Source organism: Inquilinus ginsengisoli (genome assembly GCF_050434925.1).
In the GTDB taxonomy this organism is placed as follows: Bacteria; Pseudomonadota; Alphaproteobacteria; order DSM-16000; family Inquilinaceae; genus Inquilinus; species Inquilinus ginsengisoli_B.
Map to the genome: position 1 here is coordinate 6,857,415 of NZ_JBNDJK010000001.1, position 14,782 is coordinate 6,872,196.

The 14,782-nt window shown below is 71.6% G+C and carries 17 protein-coding genes; 10 read left to right on the plus strand and 7 right to left on the minus strand.

Annotated features, from left to right (window positions below; genetic code table 11):
• The first annotated feature begins 56 nt into the window (after positions 1–56).
• A complete protein-coding gene (locus tag QFZ27_RS32355; RefSeq protein WP_429230570.1) occupies positions 57–824 on the plus strand; it encodes a tetratricopeptide repeat protein in 768 nt (255 codons plus the stop codon).
• A 28-nt stretch (positions 825–852) separates the two neighbouring features.
• Here the strand turns inward: QFZ27_RS32355 and QFZ27_RS32360 are convergent, their stop codons facing one another.
• The 7 genes from QFZ27_RS32360 to QFZ27_RS32390 form a co-directional block, all read right to left on the minus strand.
• Positions 853–1,530 (minus strand): CpaD family pilus assembly lipoprotein, encoded by a 678-nt coding sequence (locus QFZ27_RS32360; RefSeq protein WP_429230571.1) that lies wholly within the window; start codon positions 1,528–1,530, stop codon positions 853–855.
• An 8-nt stretch (positions 1,531–1,538) separates the two neighbouring features.
• On the minus strand, positions 1,539–3,137 hold the full coding sequence (locus tag QFZ27_RS32365) for a type II and III secretion system protein family protein (protein ID WP_429230572.1): 1,599 nt from the start codon (positions 3,135–3,137) through the stop codon (positions 1,539–1,541).
• An 8-nt stretch (positions 3,138–3,145) separates the two neighbouring features.
• A complete protein-coding gene (gene sctV / locus QFZ27_RS32370) occupies positions 3,146–5,251 on the minus strand; it encodes a type III secretion system export apparatus subunit SctV (protein WP_429230573.1) in 2,106 nt (701 codons plus the stop codon).
• Between the two features lie 5 nt (positions 5,252–5,256).
• Positions 5,257–5,595 (minus strand): hypothetical protein, encoded by a 339-nt coding sequence (locus tag QFZ27_RS32375; RefSeq protein WP_429230574.1) that lies wholly within the window; start codon positions 5,593–5,595, stop codon positions 5,257–5,259.
• Between the two features lie 5 nt (positions 5,596–5,600).
• On the minus strand, positions 5,601–5,972 hold the full coding sequence (locus QFZ27_RS32380) for a hypothetical protein (protein WP_429230575.1): 372 nt from the start codon (positions 5,970–5,972) through the stop codon (positions 5,601–5,603).
• A 24-nt stretch (positions 5,973–5,996) separates the two neighbouring features.
• Positions 5,997–6,980 carry a SctD/MshK family protein gene (locus tag QFZ27_RS32385; protein WP_429230576.1) on the minus strand — a complete coding sequence of 328 codons (984 nt, stop codon included), beginning with the start codon at positions 6,978–6,980 and terminating at the stop codon, positions 5,997–5,999.
• A gap of 108 nt (positions 6,981–7,088) precedes the next feature.
• Positions 7,089–7,256 carry a hypothetical protein gene (locus QFZ27_RS32390; protein WP_429230577.1) on the minus strand — a complete coding sequence of 56 codons (168 nt, stop codon included), beginning with the start codon at positions 7,254–7,256 and terminating at the stop codon, positions 7,089–7,091.
• Between the two features lie 637 nt (positions 7,257–7,893).
• Between QFZ27_RS32390 and QFZ27_RS32395 the strand changes: the two genes are divergently transcribed.
• From QFZ27_RS32395 to sctR, 9 genes are read left to right on the plus strand one after another with little or no spacing between them, the layout of a single operon-like run.
• Positions 7,894–8,439, plus strand: a complete 546-nt coding sequence (locus QFZ27_RS32395) for a secretin N-terminal domain-containing protein (RefSeq protein WP_429230578.1) — start codon at positions 7,894–7,896, stop codon at positions 8,437–8,439.
• A gap of 57 nt (positions 8,440–8,496) precedes the next feature.
• Positions 8,497–9,015 (plus strand): hypothetical protein, encoded by a 519-nt coding sequence (locus QFZ27_RS32400; protein ID WP_429230579.1) that lies wholly within the window; start codon positions 8,497–8,499, stop codon positions 9,013–9,015.
• A 56-nt stretch (positions 9,016–9,071) separates the two neighbouring features.
• On the plus strand, positions 9,072–9,836 hold the full coding sequence (sctJ, locus tag QFZ27_RS32405) for a type III secretion system inner membrane ring lipoprotein SctJ (protein WP_429230580.1): 765 nt from the start codon (positions 9,072–9,074) through the stop codon (positions 9,834–9,836).
• Positions 9,833–10,456 (plus strand): SctK family type III secretion system sorting platform protein, encoded by a 624-nt coding sequence (locus QFZ27_RS32410; protein ID WP_429230581.1) that lies wholly within the window; start codon positions 9,833–9,835, stop codon positions 10,454–10,456. The genes sctJ and QFZ27_RS32410 overlap by 4 nt, the downstream gene beginning before the upstream one ends.
• Positions 10,449–11,054 (plus strand): type III secretion system stator protein SctL, encoded by a 606-nt coding sequence (sctL, locus tag QFZ27_RS32415; RefSeq protein ID WP_429230582.1) that lies wholly within the window; start codon positions 10,449–10,451, stop codon positions 11,052–11,054. The genes QFZ27_RS32410 and sctL overlap by 8 nt, the downstream gene beginning before the upstream one ends.
• A complete protein-coding gene (locus QFZ27_RS32420) occupies positions 11,051–12,412 on the plus strand; it encodes a FliI/YscN family ATPase (protein ID WP_429230583.1) in 1,362 nt (453 codons plus the stop codon). The genes sctL and QFZ27_RS32420 overlap by 4 nt, the downstream gene beginning before the upstream one ends.
• Positions 12,409–12,906 (plus strand): type III secretion system stalk subunit SctO, encoded by a 498-nt coding sequence (gene sctO / locus QFZ27_RS32425; protein ID WP_429230584.1) that lies wholly within the window; start codon positions 12,409–12,411, stop codon positions 12,904–12,906. Before QFZ27_RS32420 ends, sctO begins: the two co-directional genes overlap by 4 nt.
• A complete protein-coding gene (gene sctQ / locus QFZ27_RS32430; protein WP_429230585.1) occupies positions 12,903–13,961 on the plus strand; it encodes a type III secretion system cytoplasmic ring protein SctQ in 1,059 nt (352 codons plus the stop codon). Before sctO ends, sctQ begins: the two co-directional genes overlap by 4 nt.
• A complete protein-coding gene (gene sctR / locus QFZ27_RS32435) occupies positions 13,954–14,610 on the plus strand; it encodes a type III secretion system export apparatus subunit SctR (RefSeq protein WP_429230586.1) in 657 nt (218 codons plus the stop codon). The genes sctQ and sctR overlap by 8 nt, the downstream gene beginning before the upstream one ends.
• Positions 14,611–14,782 lie beyond the last annotated feature (172 nt).

The following is a 14,782-nucleotide window of genomic DNA, read 5'->3' on the forward strand; positions in this document are numbered from 1 at the left end:
GGCGCGCCCGCCAGAGGCGCCCCGGACTCGCTGTTTCAAGGGGAGAGCCCGCCGCCATGCCGTTCCCGTTCACCCGAGCCGCCGCTGTCTTCGGCCTCGCCCTAATCGTCGCGGGTTGCGGCGAATCGCAGACGACCTCGCTGCTGCGGATGGGCGACAGCATCCGCGCCGCCGGCGACCCGGACACCGCGATCACCTTCTACCAGCGGGCCGCGACCGAGGACCCCGACAATCCGCAGCCGATGATCAAGCTGGGCGATGCGACGCTGCAGGGCGGCGACCCGGTGCGGGCCGCCAGCTACTATCACGCCGCCCTTGCGGTCGAGCCGACCAATGCCGACGCCCTGCGCGGCCTGGGCAAGGTGCAGCTGGCCCAGGGCAAGCCGCAGGAGGCGATCGCCGTGCTGGACCAGGCGCTGGCCCGCAAGCCGGACGACGCCTCGACCGTGCTGGCCAAGGGCACAGCCCTGGCCCTGCTGGGCCGGCCGCAGGAGGCGCAGGGGCTGTATCAGAAAGCGCTGGTCAAGGAGCCCGCCAATGTCAGCCTGAAGACCAACCTCGCTTTGTCCTATGCCCTGGCCGGCAACACCGGCGAGGCGGTGCGGGTGATGCGCGAGGCGGCTGCGGCGCCGGACGCCACCGCGGTGCAGCAGCGCAATCTGGCGCTGGTCCTGGCGATGGACGGCAAGACGCAAGAGGCGCGCAAGGTCGCCGATGCGGTCCTGCCGGCGAAGGAGGCGCGCAATCTCGTCACTGCGGCGCGCCGGATCAGCGGCATGAAGGACCCGGTGCGGCGGGCCCAGGCGATCGGCACGATCGGCTGAGCCGCAGCACCGATGGCACCGCCCCCACCTACTGGGCGACGCCGGAGATGTCGGTGGTGCCGGACCCGGCGGCCGCCGGCGGCAGGACCACGCCGGCCTGGCCGTGGTCGGCGCGGGAGTCCGTCCCGGAATCCGTCTGGTCGTCGCCGCCGAGCTGCAGATAGCGCTCAGCCGCGCGGACCGAAGGGTTGGCAAAGGCCGGCCCCATCTGGCGGCCCTGGAACAGGTCGCTCTTGCGCTCGACCTGCTGCGCCAGGTTGAGGTCGCTGGCGCAGCCCAGCGGCAGGTCCTCCGGCAGCGAGCCGTCGGGATTCATGCAGCGCTTCGGCCACAGCACCGCCTGCCCGGCCGCTGCCACCTGCACCGTGTCGGCGGCGGACGGATCATTGACCAGCGAGACGCTGTAGGGCCCGGCGCTGCGCACCACCGCCGCGACAGCCTGCTGCCGCGCCGCCGCCTGCGGACCGCCGGCGGCGACAGTGACCGACGACCCCGGCGTCAGCCCGGCGCCGCGGACGAACTCGACCAGCCGGGCACGCTCGGTCGCGCTCAGGCTCGACGCCTGCGGTGCGAACAGCACCGGATGGGCCATCGGGGTCGACAGGGTGGTGTAGCCGTCGTCGGGCCAGTCCGGGATCTTGTGTTCGCAGGCGGCCAGGACACCGGCCAGGGCGATGGCCGCGAGATGCTGGATCGGGAACCTCATGGCACGTCCTATTCGAGCACGAAGCCGGCGCTGCCGCCGGTCATGGAGGGGGATTGGCGCACCTGCCGCACGGTCGGCGCGGTGCGCTGCGCCGGCACCGCCACCGCCTTCGGCGTGTCCGCCGGCTTCATCAGGTACGGGGTGATCAGGATCACCAGCTCGGTCTCGTTGCGCTTGTACCGGCTCGACTGGAACAGCTTGCCGAGAATCGGCACGTCGCCGAGCACCGGGATCTTGTCGGCGGAATTCGACATGTTGCGCTGGAACATGCCGGCCAGCGCGAAGGTCTGGCCCGAGGCCAGCTCGATCGTGGTCTCGGCCCGGCGGATGATCAGCGACGGCACCGAGACCCCATCGCTCTCGACCCGGGCGTCGTCGCTAAGCTCGCTGACCTCCGGCTTCACCCGCATGGCGATGCGGTCTCCCGGCAATACGGTCGGGACGAAGGACAGCGACACGCCGAACTGCTTGTATTCGATCGTCACCGTGTCGTTGCCCTGCGGCACCGGGATCGGGAACTCGCCGCCGGCCAAGAAGTTCGCGGTCTCGCCGCTGACCGCGGTCAGGGTCGGCTCGGCCAGGATGCTGACCAGCCCTTCCCGCTGCAGCGCGTCGATCACCGCGTCGACATTGTTGCCGCCGCTGTGGTAGCCGGCATTGGCGGTGCCGGGCAGCCCGACCCCGGCAAAGCCGCCGCTGACCAGGCCGATGTTGAACTTGCCGATGTCGAACATCGCCTGCCAGTTGACGCCCAGATTCTCCACCGCGTTGCGCTGGACCTCGGCGAAGCGGACGCGGATGCCGACCTGCTGCGAGCCCCGCACCGTGTTCAGGTTCATCGCCCCGCCGGAATTGTTGCCGAGCTGCTGGGCCAGGGCGTCGAGCTTCATCGCGCTGCCGAGATCGGCCACCGTGCCGGTGGTCACCGGCCGGTCCTGGATATAGCCCATCTGGCCGCCGGCGGCCGGGGCCACCCGCATCATCTCGCGCTGGGCCGCGGTCTCGTCCTGGCTGACCCGGACATTGGCGGCCGCCACCACCTGGTCGGAGCTGCTGAGCGCGAACAGGTTGGTGGTGCCGGAGGACACGCCGTAGATATAGGCCGAGCGGGCGGACACCATCTCGACGTCGAGCACGTTCGGATTGGCCACCAGCACGGTCTGCACCGGCAGGGCGAAGGTCAGCAGGTTGCCCTGCCCGACCTTCATGTCGATCAGCGAGCGGCTGGGCGTCAGCGCCGGCTGGGCCGGCTGCTGCCGCGGCGGCGCCGGCGAGACCTGCATGGTCGGCTGGCCCGGCTGGAGCGAAGGCGGCGGCTGCATCGCCGGCGTCGCCTGCGGCGGCGGGTCGGCCGGCGCGCCCGGCGGCAGGGTGACGATCTTCGGCGCCGTGGCCGGGGCGCGCATGGCGGTGACGTCCTCCGTCGGGGTCACCGTCGCGCCGGGCGTCGGCGGCAACGGCTCCTGCGGCGGCAGCGGCTGCACCGTCATGCCCGGCGGCTCGGCCTGGGCCTGCGCGAGCGGAACGCCGGCGGCAAGGGCTGCGGCCAGGACAGCCGTGGCGGCGAGTGCGTGACGCAACCGGGCCAGGGATCTTGACTGGTCCATCTTCCCCCTCACTCCGCGGCGGCCCGGTCGAGCCCGGCCTCGGGATCCTGGCGGACCCGGCGGCCGGTCAGCCGGACCACCGCCACCGGCTGCACCGTGTAGTCCGGCGCGATCTCGGCATAGGACAGCACCGACGCCTCGACATGGTTGCGGGCCAGGGCCTGGCGCAGGAAGCGGCGGGTGTCGAGCGCGGTCAGGATCACCGGCGGCCGGCCGCCGGCGACGACCCGGCCAAGATGGCCGCGAACGGTGTCGACCAGCTCCTCGGCCTGGCCCTCGGACAAAGCGAGATAGGCGCCGACCGTGGTCTGCCGGATCGACTGGCGCAGCGCCTCCTCGGCGCTGCGGTCGAGGATCAGCGCGTGGATGACCTTCCGCTCGTCAGCATGGGCGTGGCAGATCTGACGCTTCAGCCCGCCGCGGACATATTCGGCCAGCAGGATCACGTCCTGCTCCTTCGGCCCCCACTCGGTCAGCGTCTCCAGCACCAGCCGGTGGTTGCGCAGCGAGATGCCTTCCTCCAGCAGCCGGCGGAACACATCCGCGACCTGGTTGACCGAGAGGTGGCGCTGCGCCTCGCGCACCAGGTCGCCGCGCGTCGCCTCGATGCCCTTTAGGAAGGCCTGGGTCTCCTGGATGCCGAGGAAGTGCGGAGCGTAGCGGCGCAGCGCCCGGGTCAGCGTCTCGGCCACGATCTCCTCCGCCGTGGCATGGCCGATGCCGGCCTCGGCCAGCACGGCCTCGTGCTTGGCGTCGATCCAGTGATGGACCGTGCCGCCGGGGCCTTCGCCGGTCTCGGCGGTGAGGCCGAGCAGGTCGAGATGCATCGGGTCGTCGCGCAGCAGGATCCGGCCCCAGCGGGCCGTCCCGGCCTCGACCGGAACCCCGTCGATGTCGATGCGGAAGCCGTCCGCCGGCAGCGCCCCGCCGGGCCCGACGCGGCCGGCCGGGAACGGCACGCCCAGCGCCTGCGCCAGCTCCTCCGCCACGTCCCGCGCCAGCCGCTCGGCATTGGCGCGGCCCAGCCCGGCCGCCAGATCGGCGCCGAAATGCAGCGTCACGGTCTCATCCGCCGCCGCGGCTTCGGAGGCGGTAGCCTCCTCCTGCGCCGCGGTCCCGGCTGCGCGCAGCGTGCGGCGCCGGCGCAGCAGCACGACGCCGGCCATGGTCGAGGCGATGGCGAGGAAGATCAGGGTCGGGAAGCCCGGGATGAAGCCGAGCAGCGCGACCACGCCCGCCGCCATCAGCAGCGCCGTGTTGTTGGAGCCGATCTGGCGGGCGATGTCGGCGCCCAGATTGCTGCTGTCCGCCGTGGTGACGCGGGTGACGATGGTGCCGGAGGTGATAGCGACGAACAGCGCCGGGATCTGCGACACCAGGCCGTCGCCGATGGTCAGCAGCGAATAGACATGCATCGCCTGCCCCAGCGACATGCCGTGCTGCAGCATACCGACGGCGAGGCCGCCGATCAGGTTGACCGCGACGATCAGCAGGCCGGCGATGGCATCGCCCTTCACGAACTTCATGGCGCCGTCCATGGCGCCGAACAGCTGGCTCTCCTTCTCCAGCGTCTGCCGCCGGCGCGTCGCCTCGGCCAGGTCGATGTCGCCCGAGCGCAGCTCGCCGTCGATGCTCATCTGCTTGCCGGGCAGGGCGTCGAGGGTGAAGCGGGCCGCGACCTCGGCGACGCGCTCGGCGCCCTTCACAACCACCACGAACTGGACCACGGTGATGATCAGGAAGATCACCAGGCCGATCGCCAGGCTGCCGCCGATGACGAACTCGCCGAAGGTCTGGATGATCGCCCCGGCGTCGGCATCCATCAGGATCAAGCGGGTCACGCCGATCGACAGCGCCAGGCGGAACACCGTGGCGATCAGGATCACCGAAGGCAGCACCGACAGCTCGAGCGGGCTGCGCAGATAGACCGCCACCATCAGCAGCAGGACCGCGAAGGTGATGTTGCAGGCGATCAGCGCATCGACCAGCAGGGTCGGCAGCGGCAGGATCATCAGCAGGATGGTCGCGACCAGCAGGGCCACGATCATCAGGTCCTGCCGCCCCGCGGCGGCGGTCAGGGCCGATTGCCAGCGGTTCGTCCGTGGACTCGTCATGCCCGTCATGCCGCCACCTGCTGCCGGTCGGGGGCGTCGAGATAGTCGCGGAAGGCGCGCCGTGCCGCCTCGATCTCGCCGAGCTGGTGCAGCGCCCGGCCGCGCAGCAGATGCCGCGCCGCGGCCGGCGGCTCCTCGCGGTCAAGCCGGTCGAGGACTTCGATCGCCTGGGCCGGGCGGCCGACCGCGAGCAGGGCGACCGCGAGCGCGCGCAGCGCCGCCGGATCGGCCTCGTCGTCGCGTGAGGCCAGCAGCATCGCCAGCGCCAGCGCCCGCCGGTTCTGACCGTGCCGCAGATAGTCGAAGACGAGACGATGCAGGGTGTCGCGCTGGGCTTGCGTCATCCGCATTACCCGCCAATCAGGTCGTTCAGCCGGGCGCGCAGCATGTCGTGCTTGCGCAGCTCCTGCAGCAGCACGGCGCTGCCCCAGCGGGCCAGCCGGTCGTCCGCCGCCTCCGCCTGCAGCAGATCGAGAATGTCGGCCAGGGTCTCGGCCTGGCCGCCGGGGGTGGCATGGATCGCTCCGGCCGTGGCCGGGCGGATATAGTCGAGCAGCTCCTCGCGCAGCCGCGAGGCCCGGTCGCGCCGGCCGCGCACGGACCCGGCCCGGCGCGGCACCGGCGCCCCGGCGGGGTTGACCGGGCGCCCGGCGATGCCGTCGGGCTGCTGGCCGGCACGGACGCCCTCGAGCGGCTCGGTGCGGGACTGGATCGTCGTCATCTCGATTCCCCCTTCCCGGCGACCCTAAGGCTTGGCGGGGTCGGTCAGAGCCATCACGAAGGTCTGCCCAGCCCGGCTGCGCAGGGTGACGGCATCGGCCCGGATCTTGTCGACCGACCAGCCGCCGCCGAGATCCGCTCCCTCGAAATATTTCGAGCCGGTGTGGGTGATCAGATAGGGGTTGTCGCCTGTCCAGACCGCCTGGATCACGATCTCCGGCGCGCCGCTGCCCGCCCCGGTCGCCACCTCCGACGACAGCAGGGCCGAGGCGGCGAAGGTGCGGTCGAACCAGGCCTGGATCTCGCGCCACTCCGCCATGTCGGCCGCCGACAGCCGGCCCGAGGCGACGATGCGGCTGCCCTTGGCCGAAAGGGTCACACCTTCGAGACGGGCTGCGTCGATGCGGTCCTGCAGCGCCTCCTGCGGCGTCTGCTGCCGCGGCACGACCGGCGCCAGCGCGGCGGTCTGCACCACCGGCTTGACGGCCTCGGGCACCCCGGACTGGCCGGCCGCCGGAGCGTCGGAGCCCGACCCGCCGGACGACAGCGCGATCCCGGACAGGCCGCCGAGGATCACCAGCAGAGCGATGGTCACGGTGACGGCGCGGAGGCGCGACCCGCCGATGGTTGCCTCGACCGGGCTGCGCAGCACGATGCGCGAGGATCCCAGCGTCAATTCAGCCGGCAGCGGCAGGGTCAGAACCCCACCGGGCTCCGTCATCCCGGCCCGGCCCGGCATGGCGACGGCGCCGGCCAGGGGTTCGATTCGCACCCGATGGCAGCCGATGTCGATCAGGGCATGGACCGGGGCAAGGGTCTCGTCGGCCAGGACGATGTCGGAATCGAGCCCGCTGCCGACCCGGTAGGCGGCGGGCGCCAGCTTCTGGACGGTGCCGGCATTCGGCCCCTCGAGCACGAACAGTGTGACCGTGGGGGATTGCGGAAAAAGTCGCTGGATCGGCCCCTGGAGGGGGCTGTCAGACAGGAACGCCTTGAATTTCGAGAGCATGGCCCACCCCACGAGGCGCCTCGATCAGTGGCGAAAGCGAGCGCGACCGGGACCGGCCGCGCTCGCCAGACTGACAGCGATGAAGCTCAGGAACCGGAGCGACCGGACTCAGCCCTTGCGGGCCGCATCCGCGAGCGCCTGGGCCCATTTGTCCTGCTTCTGGTTCTTCTGGGTTTCCCAGGCGGTATCGATCGAGTCCTGGGTGTTCTGCTTACGGATCTCGGCCATCTGGGCCTTCATGTCAGCGATCGGATCGCTTCCGGAAGTCGACGCCATAACACGCTCCTCCTTGTGCAACGCTCAAGATTGATACAGCCGAAACACGGATGAAGTGCGGGCCCAACGGCCTGATCTGGCACACCGAGTCGCCGACCCCACGCCGGCTTCCGGGCCAACAATCCTAGTCCCGCTGCCTTGGCCAACACGACCAGAATGTCGGTTCGACACCAAAGCCCGCCCACCCCTCAAACTACTACTCGACTATGCGGCAAACTGCCGTCAGGTCAAGCACTTCAATGTCTCAGTGCATTCGGATCTCAACTCCAAGACTGTTCAACAAAACTTTAACAAAAGACCGGGAACCCCGCTGCCGGTCTAAGCGTTTAGGTCTGCCCAACGTCAGGGCGATGCGCCGGCCGTTTCAGCAGGACGGGTGTTTGGATTGGCTTTTGCACCTCCGGCCATGCGGCGTTATAAGAACTAGCCGGGTCGGCGATGCTGGCCATATCGGCGGGACGTCTTGATGCAGGTGGGGATGGCGATCAGGACCAGAGAGCTGACAGGAGTATTGTCCGACAAGTGTCGGCGGCGCTCCGTCGTGCTCGCGGTCGCCGCCCTCCTCCCCCTTTTGACCGGACCGGTGACGGCGCAGCAGCCCGCCCCCCCGGCCGTCGTGACCGCACCAGCCCCCCCTGTGCCGACCGTCGTCGTGACGCCGGCCCCGGCCGATCTCGCCGCGGGCCAGGCCCGCCGCGCCTTGCCCTGGCCGGACAAGCCCTACCCCTATGTCGTCCTGGACCAGGACGTGCGCGACGTGCTGGGCGCCTTCGGCAGCAACCTCGATATCCCGGTCAAGGTCAGCGACAAGGTCTCCGGCCGGGTGCGCGGCCGGCTGCCGGAGCTGACGCCGCAGAAGCTGCTGGACCAGCTCGCCGCCAGCTTCGGCCTGCAATGGTACTATGACGGCCAGGTGCTGTACGTGACCACGGTCGAGGAGGCGGTGTCGGAGATGCTGCCCCTCGGCGCGATCCGATTCGAGGAGCTGCAGGCGTCGCTGGCCAGCCTGCAGCTCGACGACCCCCGCTTCCCGCCGCGGCCTTTGGCCAGCGCCAATGTCGCGCTGGTGTCGGGGCCGCCCCGCTACGTCGCCCTGGTCAAGGAGACCATGCAGGCGCTGCAGCAGGCCTTCCAGTTCCAGACCACGATCGTGCGCGGCCGCACCGGGAAGCCCGGATCATGACCCGGCCGCGGTTCTGCCCAGTAGCCCAGACCCGTTTCATGAGCCGAGGCTGATCCCATGGTTGTCATCTCGCCCTCCGTTCTCCAGGCGCCGGCGCTGATCGAACCCAAGGCAGCGGTCACGCCCGTCGCCCTGCCGCTGGATCAGAAGGCGGCCAATGTCTTCGACTACGCCCTGCCGCTGCAGCCGGCGCACAAATCGGTCGCCGACTATGCGCCGAGCTTGAAGGCCAGGCTGCTGGCGAACCCGGCGGCGATGGGCGACCAGCTGCTCAACTCGCTGCAGCAGTTCCACAAGGACACATTGTCCCTCGGCAGCAAGCTCACCGAGCCGCAGCCCGCCACGACGCTGCAGGCCTCGGCGACCGCCCCGGGCGCCACGACCAAGCAGGGCCTGCAGCCGGGTCCCGCCGCGGCGCGGCCAGCGCAGCAGGGTGCGGAGGTCGACTTCCGGGCGGAGATGCGCGAGATGCGGCTGGCGACGCGGGAGTTCAACAACGGCGTGCTGCGGACCACGCTGGTCACCACCGCCTCCAAGCAGTTGGGCAACGTTCCGGAAACCCTGCTGCGCGGCTGATTTGCCGCTCCCGTCCCGTCGGGTGTCCGACAGGATCTCAGAAAGGTCGACCGGAATTGCGCAACCCCTGGGTTAAGCCCCTCGCGTTCGCCGCGCTGCTGCTGCTCGCCGCCTGCAAGGTCGAACTGTACAGCGGCCTGCAGGAGCGCGAGGCCAATGAGATGGTCGCGATCCTGCTGCACCAGGGCATCCCGGCCGAGCGCGAGATCAGCAAGGACCGCGGCCTTGTCGTTTCGGTCGAGGAGGACCGCTTCGCCGACGCCGTCGACGTGCTGCGCCGCAACGGCTATCCGCGCGAGCGCTACGCCAAGATCCCGGACCTGTTCAAGGGCGAGGGGCTGGTCTCGTCGCCGGTGGAGGAGCAGGCGCGGCTGATCTATGCGCTGAGCCAGGAGCTTTCGAGCACGATCTCGGAGATCGACGGCGTCTATTCCGCCCGCGTCCATGTCGTGCTGCCGGACAATGAGGGGCTGAAGGCGGCCTCCAGCCCCTCTTCCGCCTCGGTGGTCATCCGCCACCGCGCCGATGTCGACCTGTCGAAGCTGACGCCCGAGATCAAGATGCTGGTGGCGAACGGCATCAAGGGCCTGCTGTACGAGAACGTCTCGGTCGTGTTCCTGCCGACCGATCCGGAGTCGGCAATGCCGCCGATCACCGACCCGCTGACCAATGTCGCCGGCTTCTGGGTGCACCGTTCCAGCGCGCCCTGGCTGCAGGGGTTGCTGGCGCTGGTCGCCCTGGCCGTGGTCGCCACCGCCGGCACCGTCGGCTGGAGGATCTGGCGCCGCCGCGACGGCACCACTCCGGCGGCAGCTGAATGAGCAACGCGATCGCGGACCGGCTGGCCCTCCGGCGCTTCGACCGGGCGGTGACGCTGCATGCCCACCCGGCGCAGCTCGGCCGGGCCTTCCCGGGCCTGCCGGAGGCGGCGGCCAGGCTGCTGCTCGATACCACGCGGCTGCGGCCGCGCCTGTCGGAGCTGCTGCGCCGGCGCCTCGACCTCGCACCCTGCGACGCCACGGCATGGCGGGGCGATACCGCCCGCATCGCCGGCCTGACGCCGGCCGATCTCGACCGCGCGATCCGCCATGCCGGCGCCGCGGCGCTGGCGGCGCGGCTGCGCACCATCGTCCTCGGCGCCGAGATCCGCCGCGTCACCGGCCTGATCGGCACCGACGCCTATGCCTTTGGCCTCGGCCACAAGGGACCGGCCCCGGTGCTGACCGGGCTGGACGCGCTGCCGGTCGAGGCGGCGATCAACCGCGCCGGCCTGCTGTGCCTCGCGGCTTGGTGCGGCGAGGCCGGCCCGGCGGTCGGCGACAGGTTGCGGCTGCGGCTGGCGCCGGAGCGCTGGCCGGAGGGCGGGCTGCCACCGGCCGAGCGGCCTCACGCCGCCGCCCTGTTCGCGGCCGCGGCGCAGGCGGTCGTGCCCCATGGCTGAGGCCCCGGCCTTCCGTCGCGGCGGCCCGGTCATGAAGGCCGAGGCGCTCGGCCAGTGGCGGGATGCGCGGCGATACCTGGCCGAGGCCGAAGCCCATGCCGGGCGACTGCGGGCCGAGGCCGACGCCGCCTTCGCCGCCGAACGCGAGCGCGGCCATGCCGAGGGGCTGACCGCCGCCCGCGAGGAGGCCGCGGCGCTGGTGGCCGCGACCGGGCTGCAGATCGACCGTTACCTCGCCGGGCTGGACCAGACCCTGGCCGACCTGGTGCAGGACACGATCGAGCGCATCCTCGGCCGCTTCGACCGGCGCGAGCTGCTGCTGCAGGCGGTCGACCATGCGCTGCGCCAGTCCCGGCTGGACCATGCGGCGACGCTGCGGGTGGCTCCGGACATGGTCGAGGCGCTGCGCGGCCGTCTGGCCGACCCGGCGCTGGCCGATATCGGCCGCCGGGTGACGGTCGAATCCGATCCCGGCCTGGCCGCCGACACCTGCGTGATGGTGACCAGATACGGCCATGTCGAGTTGGGCATCGACGCCCAGCTGCGCGCCCTGCGCGACGCGCTGCGGCGGACCCGCCCGGGCGAGACGGCGCCATGAGCCCGGACGCCTTGCCCCGGCCGATCCCCGGCCTGCAGCTGCGGGCCGACCCGCTGCAGGCGCTGCGCCGGCGGCTGGAGGAGGCCGATCCGCGCCCGGTCAAGGGCCGTGTGGTGAAGGCGATCGGCGTCACCGTCCATGCCGAGATCAACGACGCCCGCCTGGGCGAGATCTGCGAGCTGCGCGACCCGCAGACCGGCCACAGCATCCTGGCCGAGGTGGTCGGGCTGGTCGACGGCGCCGCGGTGCTGACGCCGATCGGCAGCCTGCAGGGCCTGTCGACCCGGACCGAGGCGATCCCGACCGGCCGCGCCCTGCGGCTGGGCGTCGGCCCCGCCTTGCTGGGCCGGGTGCTGGACAGCCTGGGCCGGCCACTGGACACCACCGAGCGCGGGCCGCTCGACACCGACAGCACCTATCCTTTGCATGCCGAGGCGCCGCCAGCGCTGCTGCGCCCGCTGATCAGCCGGCCGATGCCGCTGGGCATCCGGGCGATCGACGGTCTGCTGACCTGCGGCGAGGGCCAGCGGATCGGCATCTACGGGTCGCCCGGCACCGGCAAATCCTCGCTGCTGGCGCAGATCGTCAAGGGCGCCGAGGCCGACGCCATCGTCATCGGCCTGATCGGCGAGCGCGGCCGCGAGGTGCGCGAGTTCATCGACCGCCATCTCGGACCGCAGGCGCTGCGCCGGGCGGTGATCGTCACCGCCACCTCCGACCGGCCGGCGATCGAGCGCGTGAAAGCCGCCTTCGTCGCCACCGCCATCGCCGAGTATTTCCGCGACCAGGGCATGCGCGTCGCCCTGCTGATGGACAGCATCACCCGCTTCGCCCGCGCCGTGCGCGAGATCGGCCTGGCCGCCGGCGAGCCGCCGACCCGGCGCGGCTTCCCGCCCTCCTTCTTCGCCATGCTGCCACGCCTGCTGGAGCGGGCCGGGCCGGCGGCGACGGGGTCGATCACCGGCTTCTACACCGTGCTGGTCGAGGGCGACGCCGAGACCGACCCGATCGCCGACGAGACCCGCGGCCTGCTGGACGGCCACGTCGTGCTGTCGCAGGCCTTGGCCAGCGCCGGGCATTTCCCGGCGATCGACGTGCTGGCCAGCCGCAGCCGGGTGATGGATGCGGTGATCGACACCGGCCACCGCCGCGCCGCGGTGCAGATGCGCCGGCTGATGGCCAAGCACGCCGATATCGAGCTGCTGCTGCAGGTCGGAGAGTACCGGGCCGGCGCCGATGCGCTGGCCGACGAGGCGGTGGCCAAGATCGGTGACATCCGGCGCTTCCTGCAGCAGGATTTCGAGGAGGCCACGCCCTTCGCCCAGACCCGCGAGCAGCTGGAGCGGCTGAGCCGATGAGCAAGCCCGACGCCCTCGACAAGCTCCGCAGGCTGCGGCGCGACCGCGAAAAGCTGGCAGCCGAGGGCCTGGGCCGCGAGCGCGCCGCGCTGACCGCCGCCGAGGCGCGGGAGCAGCAGGCCGAGGTCGACCGTGCCGCCTATGAGGATCACCGCACCGCGCAGGAGAGCCGGCTCTATGCCGCGGCGCTGGAGAAGCCAGTCCTGGTCGATTCGCTGGAGCGGCTGGGCGACCGGGTGTCGGAGCTCGCCGCCGGATCGCGGCGGCAGGACGCCGCGGTGCGGGACCGCCGGGCCGAGACCAGCCGGGCCGAGGCCGACACCGATGCGGCCCGCGAGGCCTGGCGGCAGCGGCGGCGGGATGCCGACCGCCTGGACCGGCTGGGCGAGCGCCGCGGCCTCGCCCGGCGCAAGGCGGCCGAGATCCGCGACGACGTCGCCGCCGAGGACGAGGCCAGCCTGACTCCGCCTGCGCCAGCCGGCGGCCGGCCATGACCGCCGCCGCGCCCCGGATCCACGCGGCGGATCCCTCCGATCCCGCCGATCTTCCCTACGATCCGCCGCGACTGACCCGCGAGCAGGCCGGCGACGCCAATGCCGTCGCCCGGCGCTGCGTGCCTGTCCCGGTGCGGATCGGCGGGTTGGAGATCGAGGCGCCGCTCGCCATCACCCCGACCCTATCTCCGCCCGACGCCGACGGCACCGCGATCACCCTGCGCCTCGGCCCCGGGCGTCTGGCGCTGCTGGTGCCGCCGCTGCTGGTCGAGCAGGCACTGGCGGAGGCCGCCGGGCTGCCGGTCGCCGAGCTGGAGCCGGAGCTGGCGGCGCTGCTGCTGGAGGCCGTGCTGTCGGAGTTGCTGCCGGTGCTGGAAGCGGCGGCCGGTGTATCGATCGTGATCGAGAGCATCGGCCCGGCGCCGGCCTTCGTGCCCGCCTTCCGCTGCGCCGTCGCCATCCGTCACGCCTTTGCCGAGACGGCGCTGCACCTCGCCGCCGACGCAGCTGCCCGCCCGGCCTTGGGCCGCCTGATCGACGCTGCGCCGGCCCTGCCCGCACCCTGCGCCGGCCTGCCGGTGCCGCTGGCCATCCGCATCGGCGCGGTGCGGCTGAGCCTGGCCGAGCTCAAGGGCATCGAGCCTGGCGACGTCGTCTTTCCCGATGTCGCCTGCCGGGCCGGCGAAGCGCTGGTGGTCTATGGCGAGGGCTGGTCGCATGCGGCGAAGCACGACCGCGAAACGGTCACGGTCGCGGGGCCGCGGCGGCCCCTGGCCCTGCAGGATGGAGGAGGATGGATGGCGGATAGCGATCCCGCGGCGCCGGCGGAACGGCTGGACCAGCTCCCGGTGACGCTGGTGTTCGAGCTGGGGCGCAGCGAGCTGCCGCTGGCCGCGGTGCAGGGCCTGGCCCCGGGCGCGGTCATCCCGCTCGGCCGCGACCCGGGCGAGGCGGTCGACATCGTCGCCAACGGGCGGCGCATCGGCCGCGGCGAGATCGTGCGGATCGAGAACGAGCTGGGCATACGCGTGGTGCGGCTGTTCGGCGATGAATGAGGCGCCGCCGGATGTCCTGCCCCTTCTCGGCATCGTCACGCTGGTCAGCCTGGTGCCGTTCCTGGTCGTCACACTCACCGCCTTCCTGAAGATCTCGGTGGTCATGCTGCTGCTGCGCAATGCGCTCGGCATCCAGCAGACGCCGCCGAACATGGTGCTGTACGGCATCGCCCTGATGCTGACGGTCTACATCACCGGTCCGGTGATCGCCGAGATCTATGCCCGGGTCAGCGACCCGGCGCTGCGGCTGCGCAGCATCCAGGACTGGCAGGCGGTGATCCAGTCGGCGATCGAGCCGGTGCGCGCCTATCTACTGCGCTTCACCGACCCGGCGGAGCGCGATTTCCTGCTCTCCGCCACCGCCCGGGTGTGGCCGCAGGAGGCCAGCGCCGCGGCGACGCCGAACGACATGGTCATCCTGATCCCGTCCTTCGTCATCTCCGAGCTGACCCGGGCCTTCGAGATCGGCTTCCTGCTGTACCTGCCCTTCATCGTCATCGACCTGATCGTCTCGGCGATCCTGATGGCGATGGGCATGATGATGGTGTCGCCGCTGGCGATCTCGGTGCCGTTCAAGCTGTTCCTGTTCGTCATGGTCGACGGCTGGTCGCGCCTGCTGCACGGCCTGATCCTGAGCTACAGCAGTTGAGGCGGCGATGGGTCTGGTCATATCCACACATCGCTTTTTTCTGAGTCCCCCCTCCCCTCGCGGGAGGGGGCTAGGGGGAGGGGGTTCTTTCCGCTCGATGCGGCCTGCATTGGTGCAAACCGGCTTGGACAGCGAGTTCCGTTCTCTGCCCATTCGCGCGCGGACGCGCGCA

What these genes read in the sequence shown, in the direction of transcription:
- sctL (WP_429230582.1), top strand. Translation starts at nt 10,449, where the DNA reads ATGGCTGAGGCCCCGGCCTTCCGTCGCGGCGGCCCGGTCATGAAGGCC.
- QFZ27_RS32420 (WP_429230583.1), top strand. Translation starts at nt 11,051, where the DNA reads ATGAGCCCGGACGCCTTGCCCCGGCCGATCCCCGGCCTGCAGCTGCGG.
- QFZ27_RS32360 (WP_429230571.1), bottom strand. Translation starts at nt 1,530, where the DNA reads ATGAGGTTCCCGATCCAGCATCTCGCGGCCATCGCCCTGGCCGGTGTC.
- QFZ27_RS32385 (WP_429230576.1), bottom strand. Translation starts at nt 6,980, where the DNA reads ATGCTCTCGAAATTCAAGGCGTTCCTGTCTGACAGCCCCCTCCAGGGG.
- QFZ27_RS32380 (WP_429230575.1), bottom strand. Translation starts at nt 5,972, where the DNA reads ATGACGACGATCCAGTCCCGCACCGAGCCGCTCGAGGGCGTCCGTGCC.
- QFZ27_RS32355 (WP_429230570.1), top strand. Translation starts at nt 57, where the DNA reads ATGCCGTTCCCGTTCACCCGAGCCGCCGCTGTCTTCGGCCTCGCCCTA.
- QFZ27_RS32400 (WP_429230579.1), top strand. Translation starts at nt 8,497, where the DNA reads ATGGTTGTCATCTCGCCCTCCGTTCTCCAGGCGCCGGCGCTGATCGAA.
- sctO (WP_429230584.1), top strand. Translation starts at nt 12,409, where the DNA reads ATGAGCAAGCCCGACGCCCTCGACAAGCTCCGCAGGCTGCGGCGCGAC.
- QFZ27_RS32390 (WP_429230577.1), bottom strand. Translation starts at nt 7,256, where the DNA reads ATGGCGTCGACTTCCGGAAGCGATCCGATCGCTGACATGAAGGCCCAG.
- sctQ (WP_429230585.1), top strand. Translation starts at nt 12,903, where the DNA reads ATGACCGCCGCCGCGCCCCGGATCCACGCGGCGGATCCCTCCGATCCC.
- QFZ27_RS32365 (WP_429230572.1), bottom strand. Translation starts at nt 3,137, where the DNA reads ATGGACCAGTCAAGATCCCTGGCCCGGTTGCGTCACGCACTCGCCGCC.
- sctR (WP_429230586.1), top strand. Translation starts at nt 13,954, where the DNA reads ATGAATGAGGCGCCGCCGGATGTCCTGCCCCTTCTCGGCATCGTCACG.
- QFZ27_RS32410 (WP_429230581.1), top strand. Translation starts at nt 9,833, where the DNA reads ATGAGCAACGCGATCGCGGACCGGCTGGCCCTCCGGCGCTTCGACCGG.
- sctV (WP_429230573.1), bottom strand. Translation starts at nt 5,251, where the DNA reads ATGACGAGTCCACGGACGAACCGCTGGCAATCGGCCCTGACCGCCGCC.
- QFZ27_RS32375 (WP_429230574.1), bottom strand. Translation starts at nt 5,595, where the DNA reads ATGACGCAAGCCCAGCGCGACACCCTGCATCGTCTCGTCTTCGACTAT.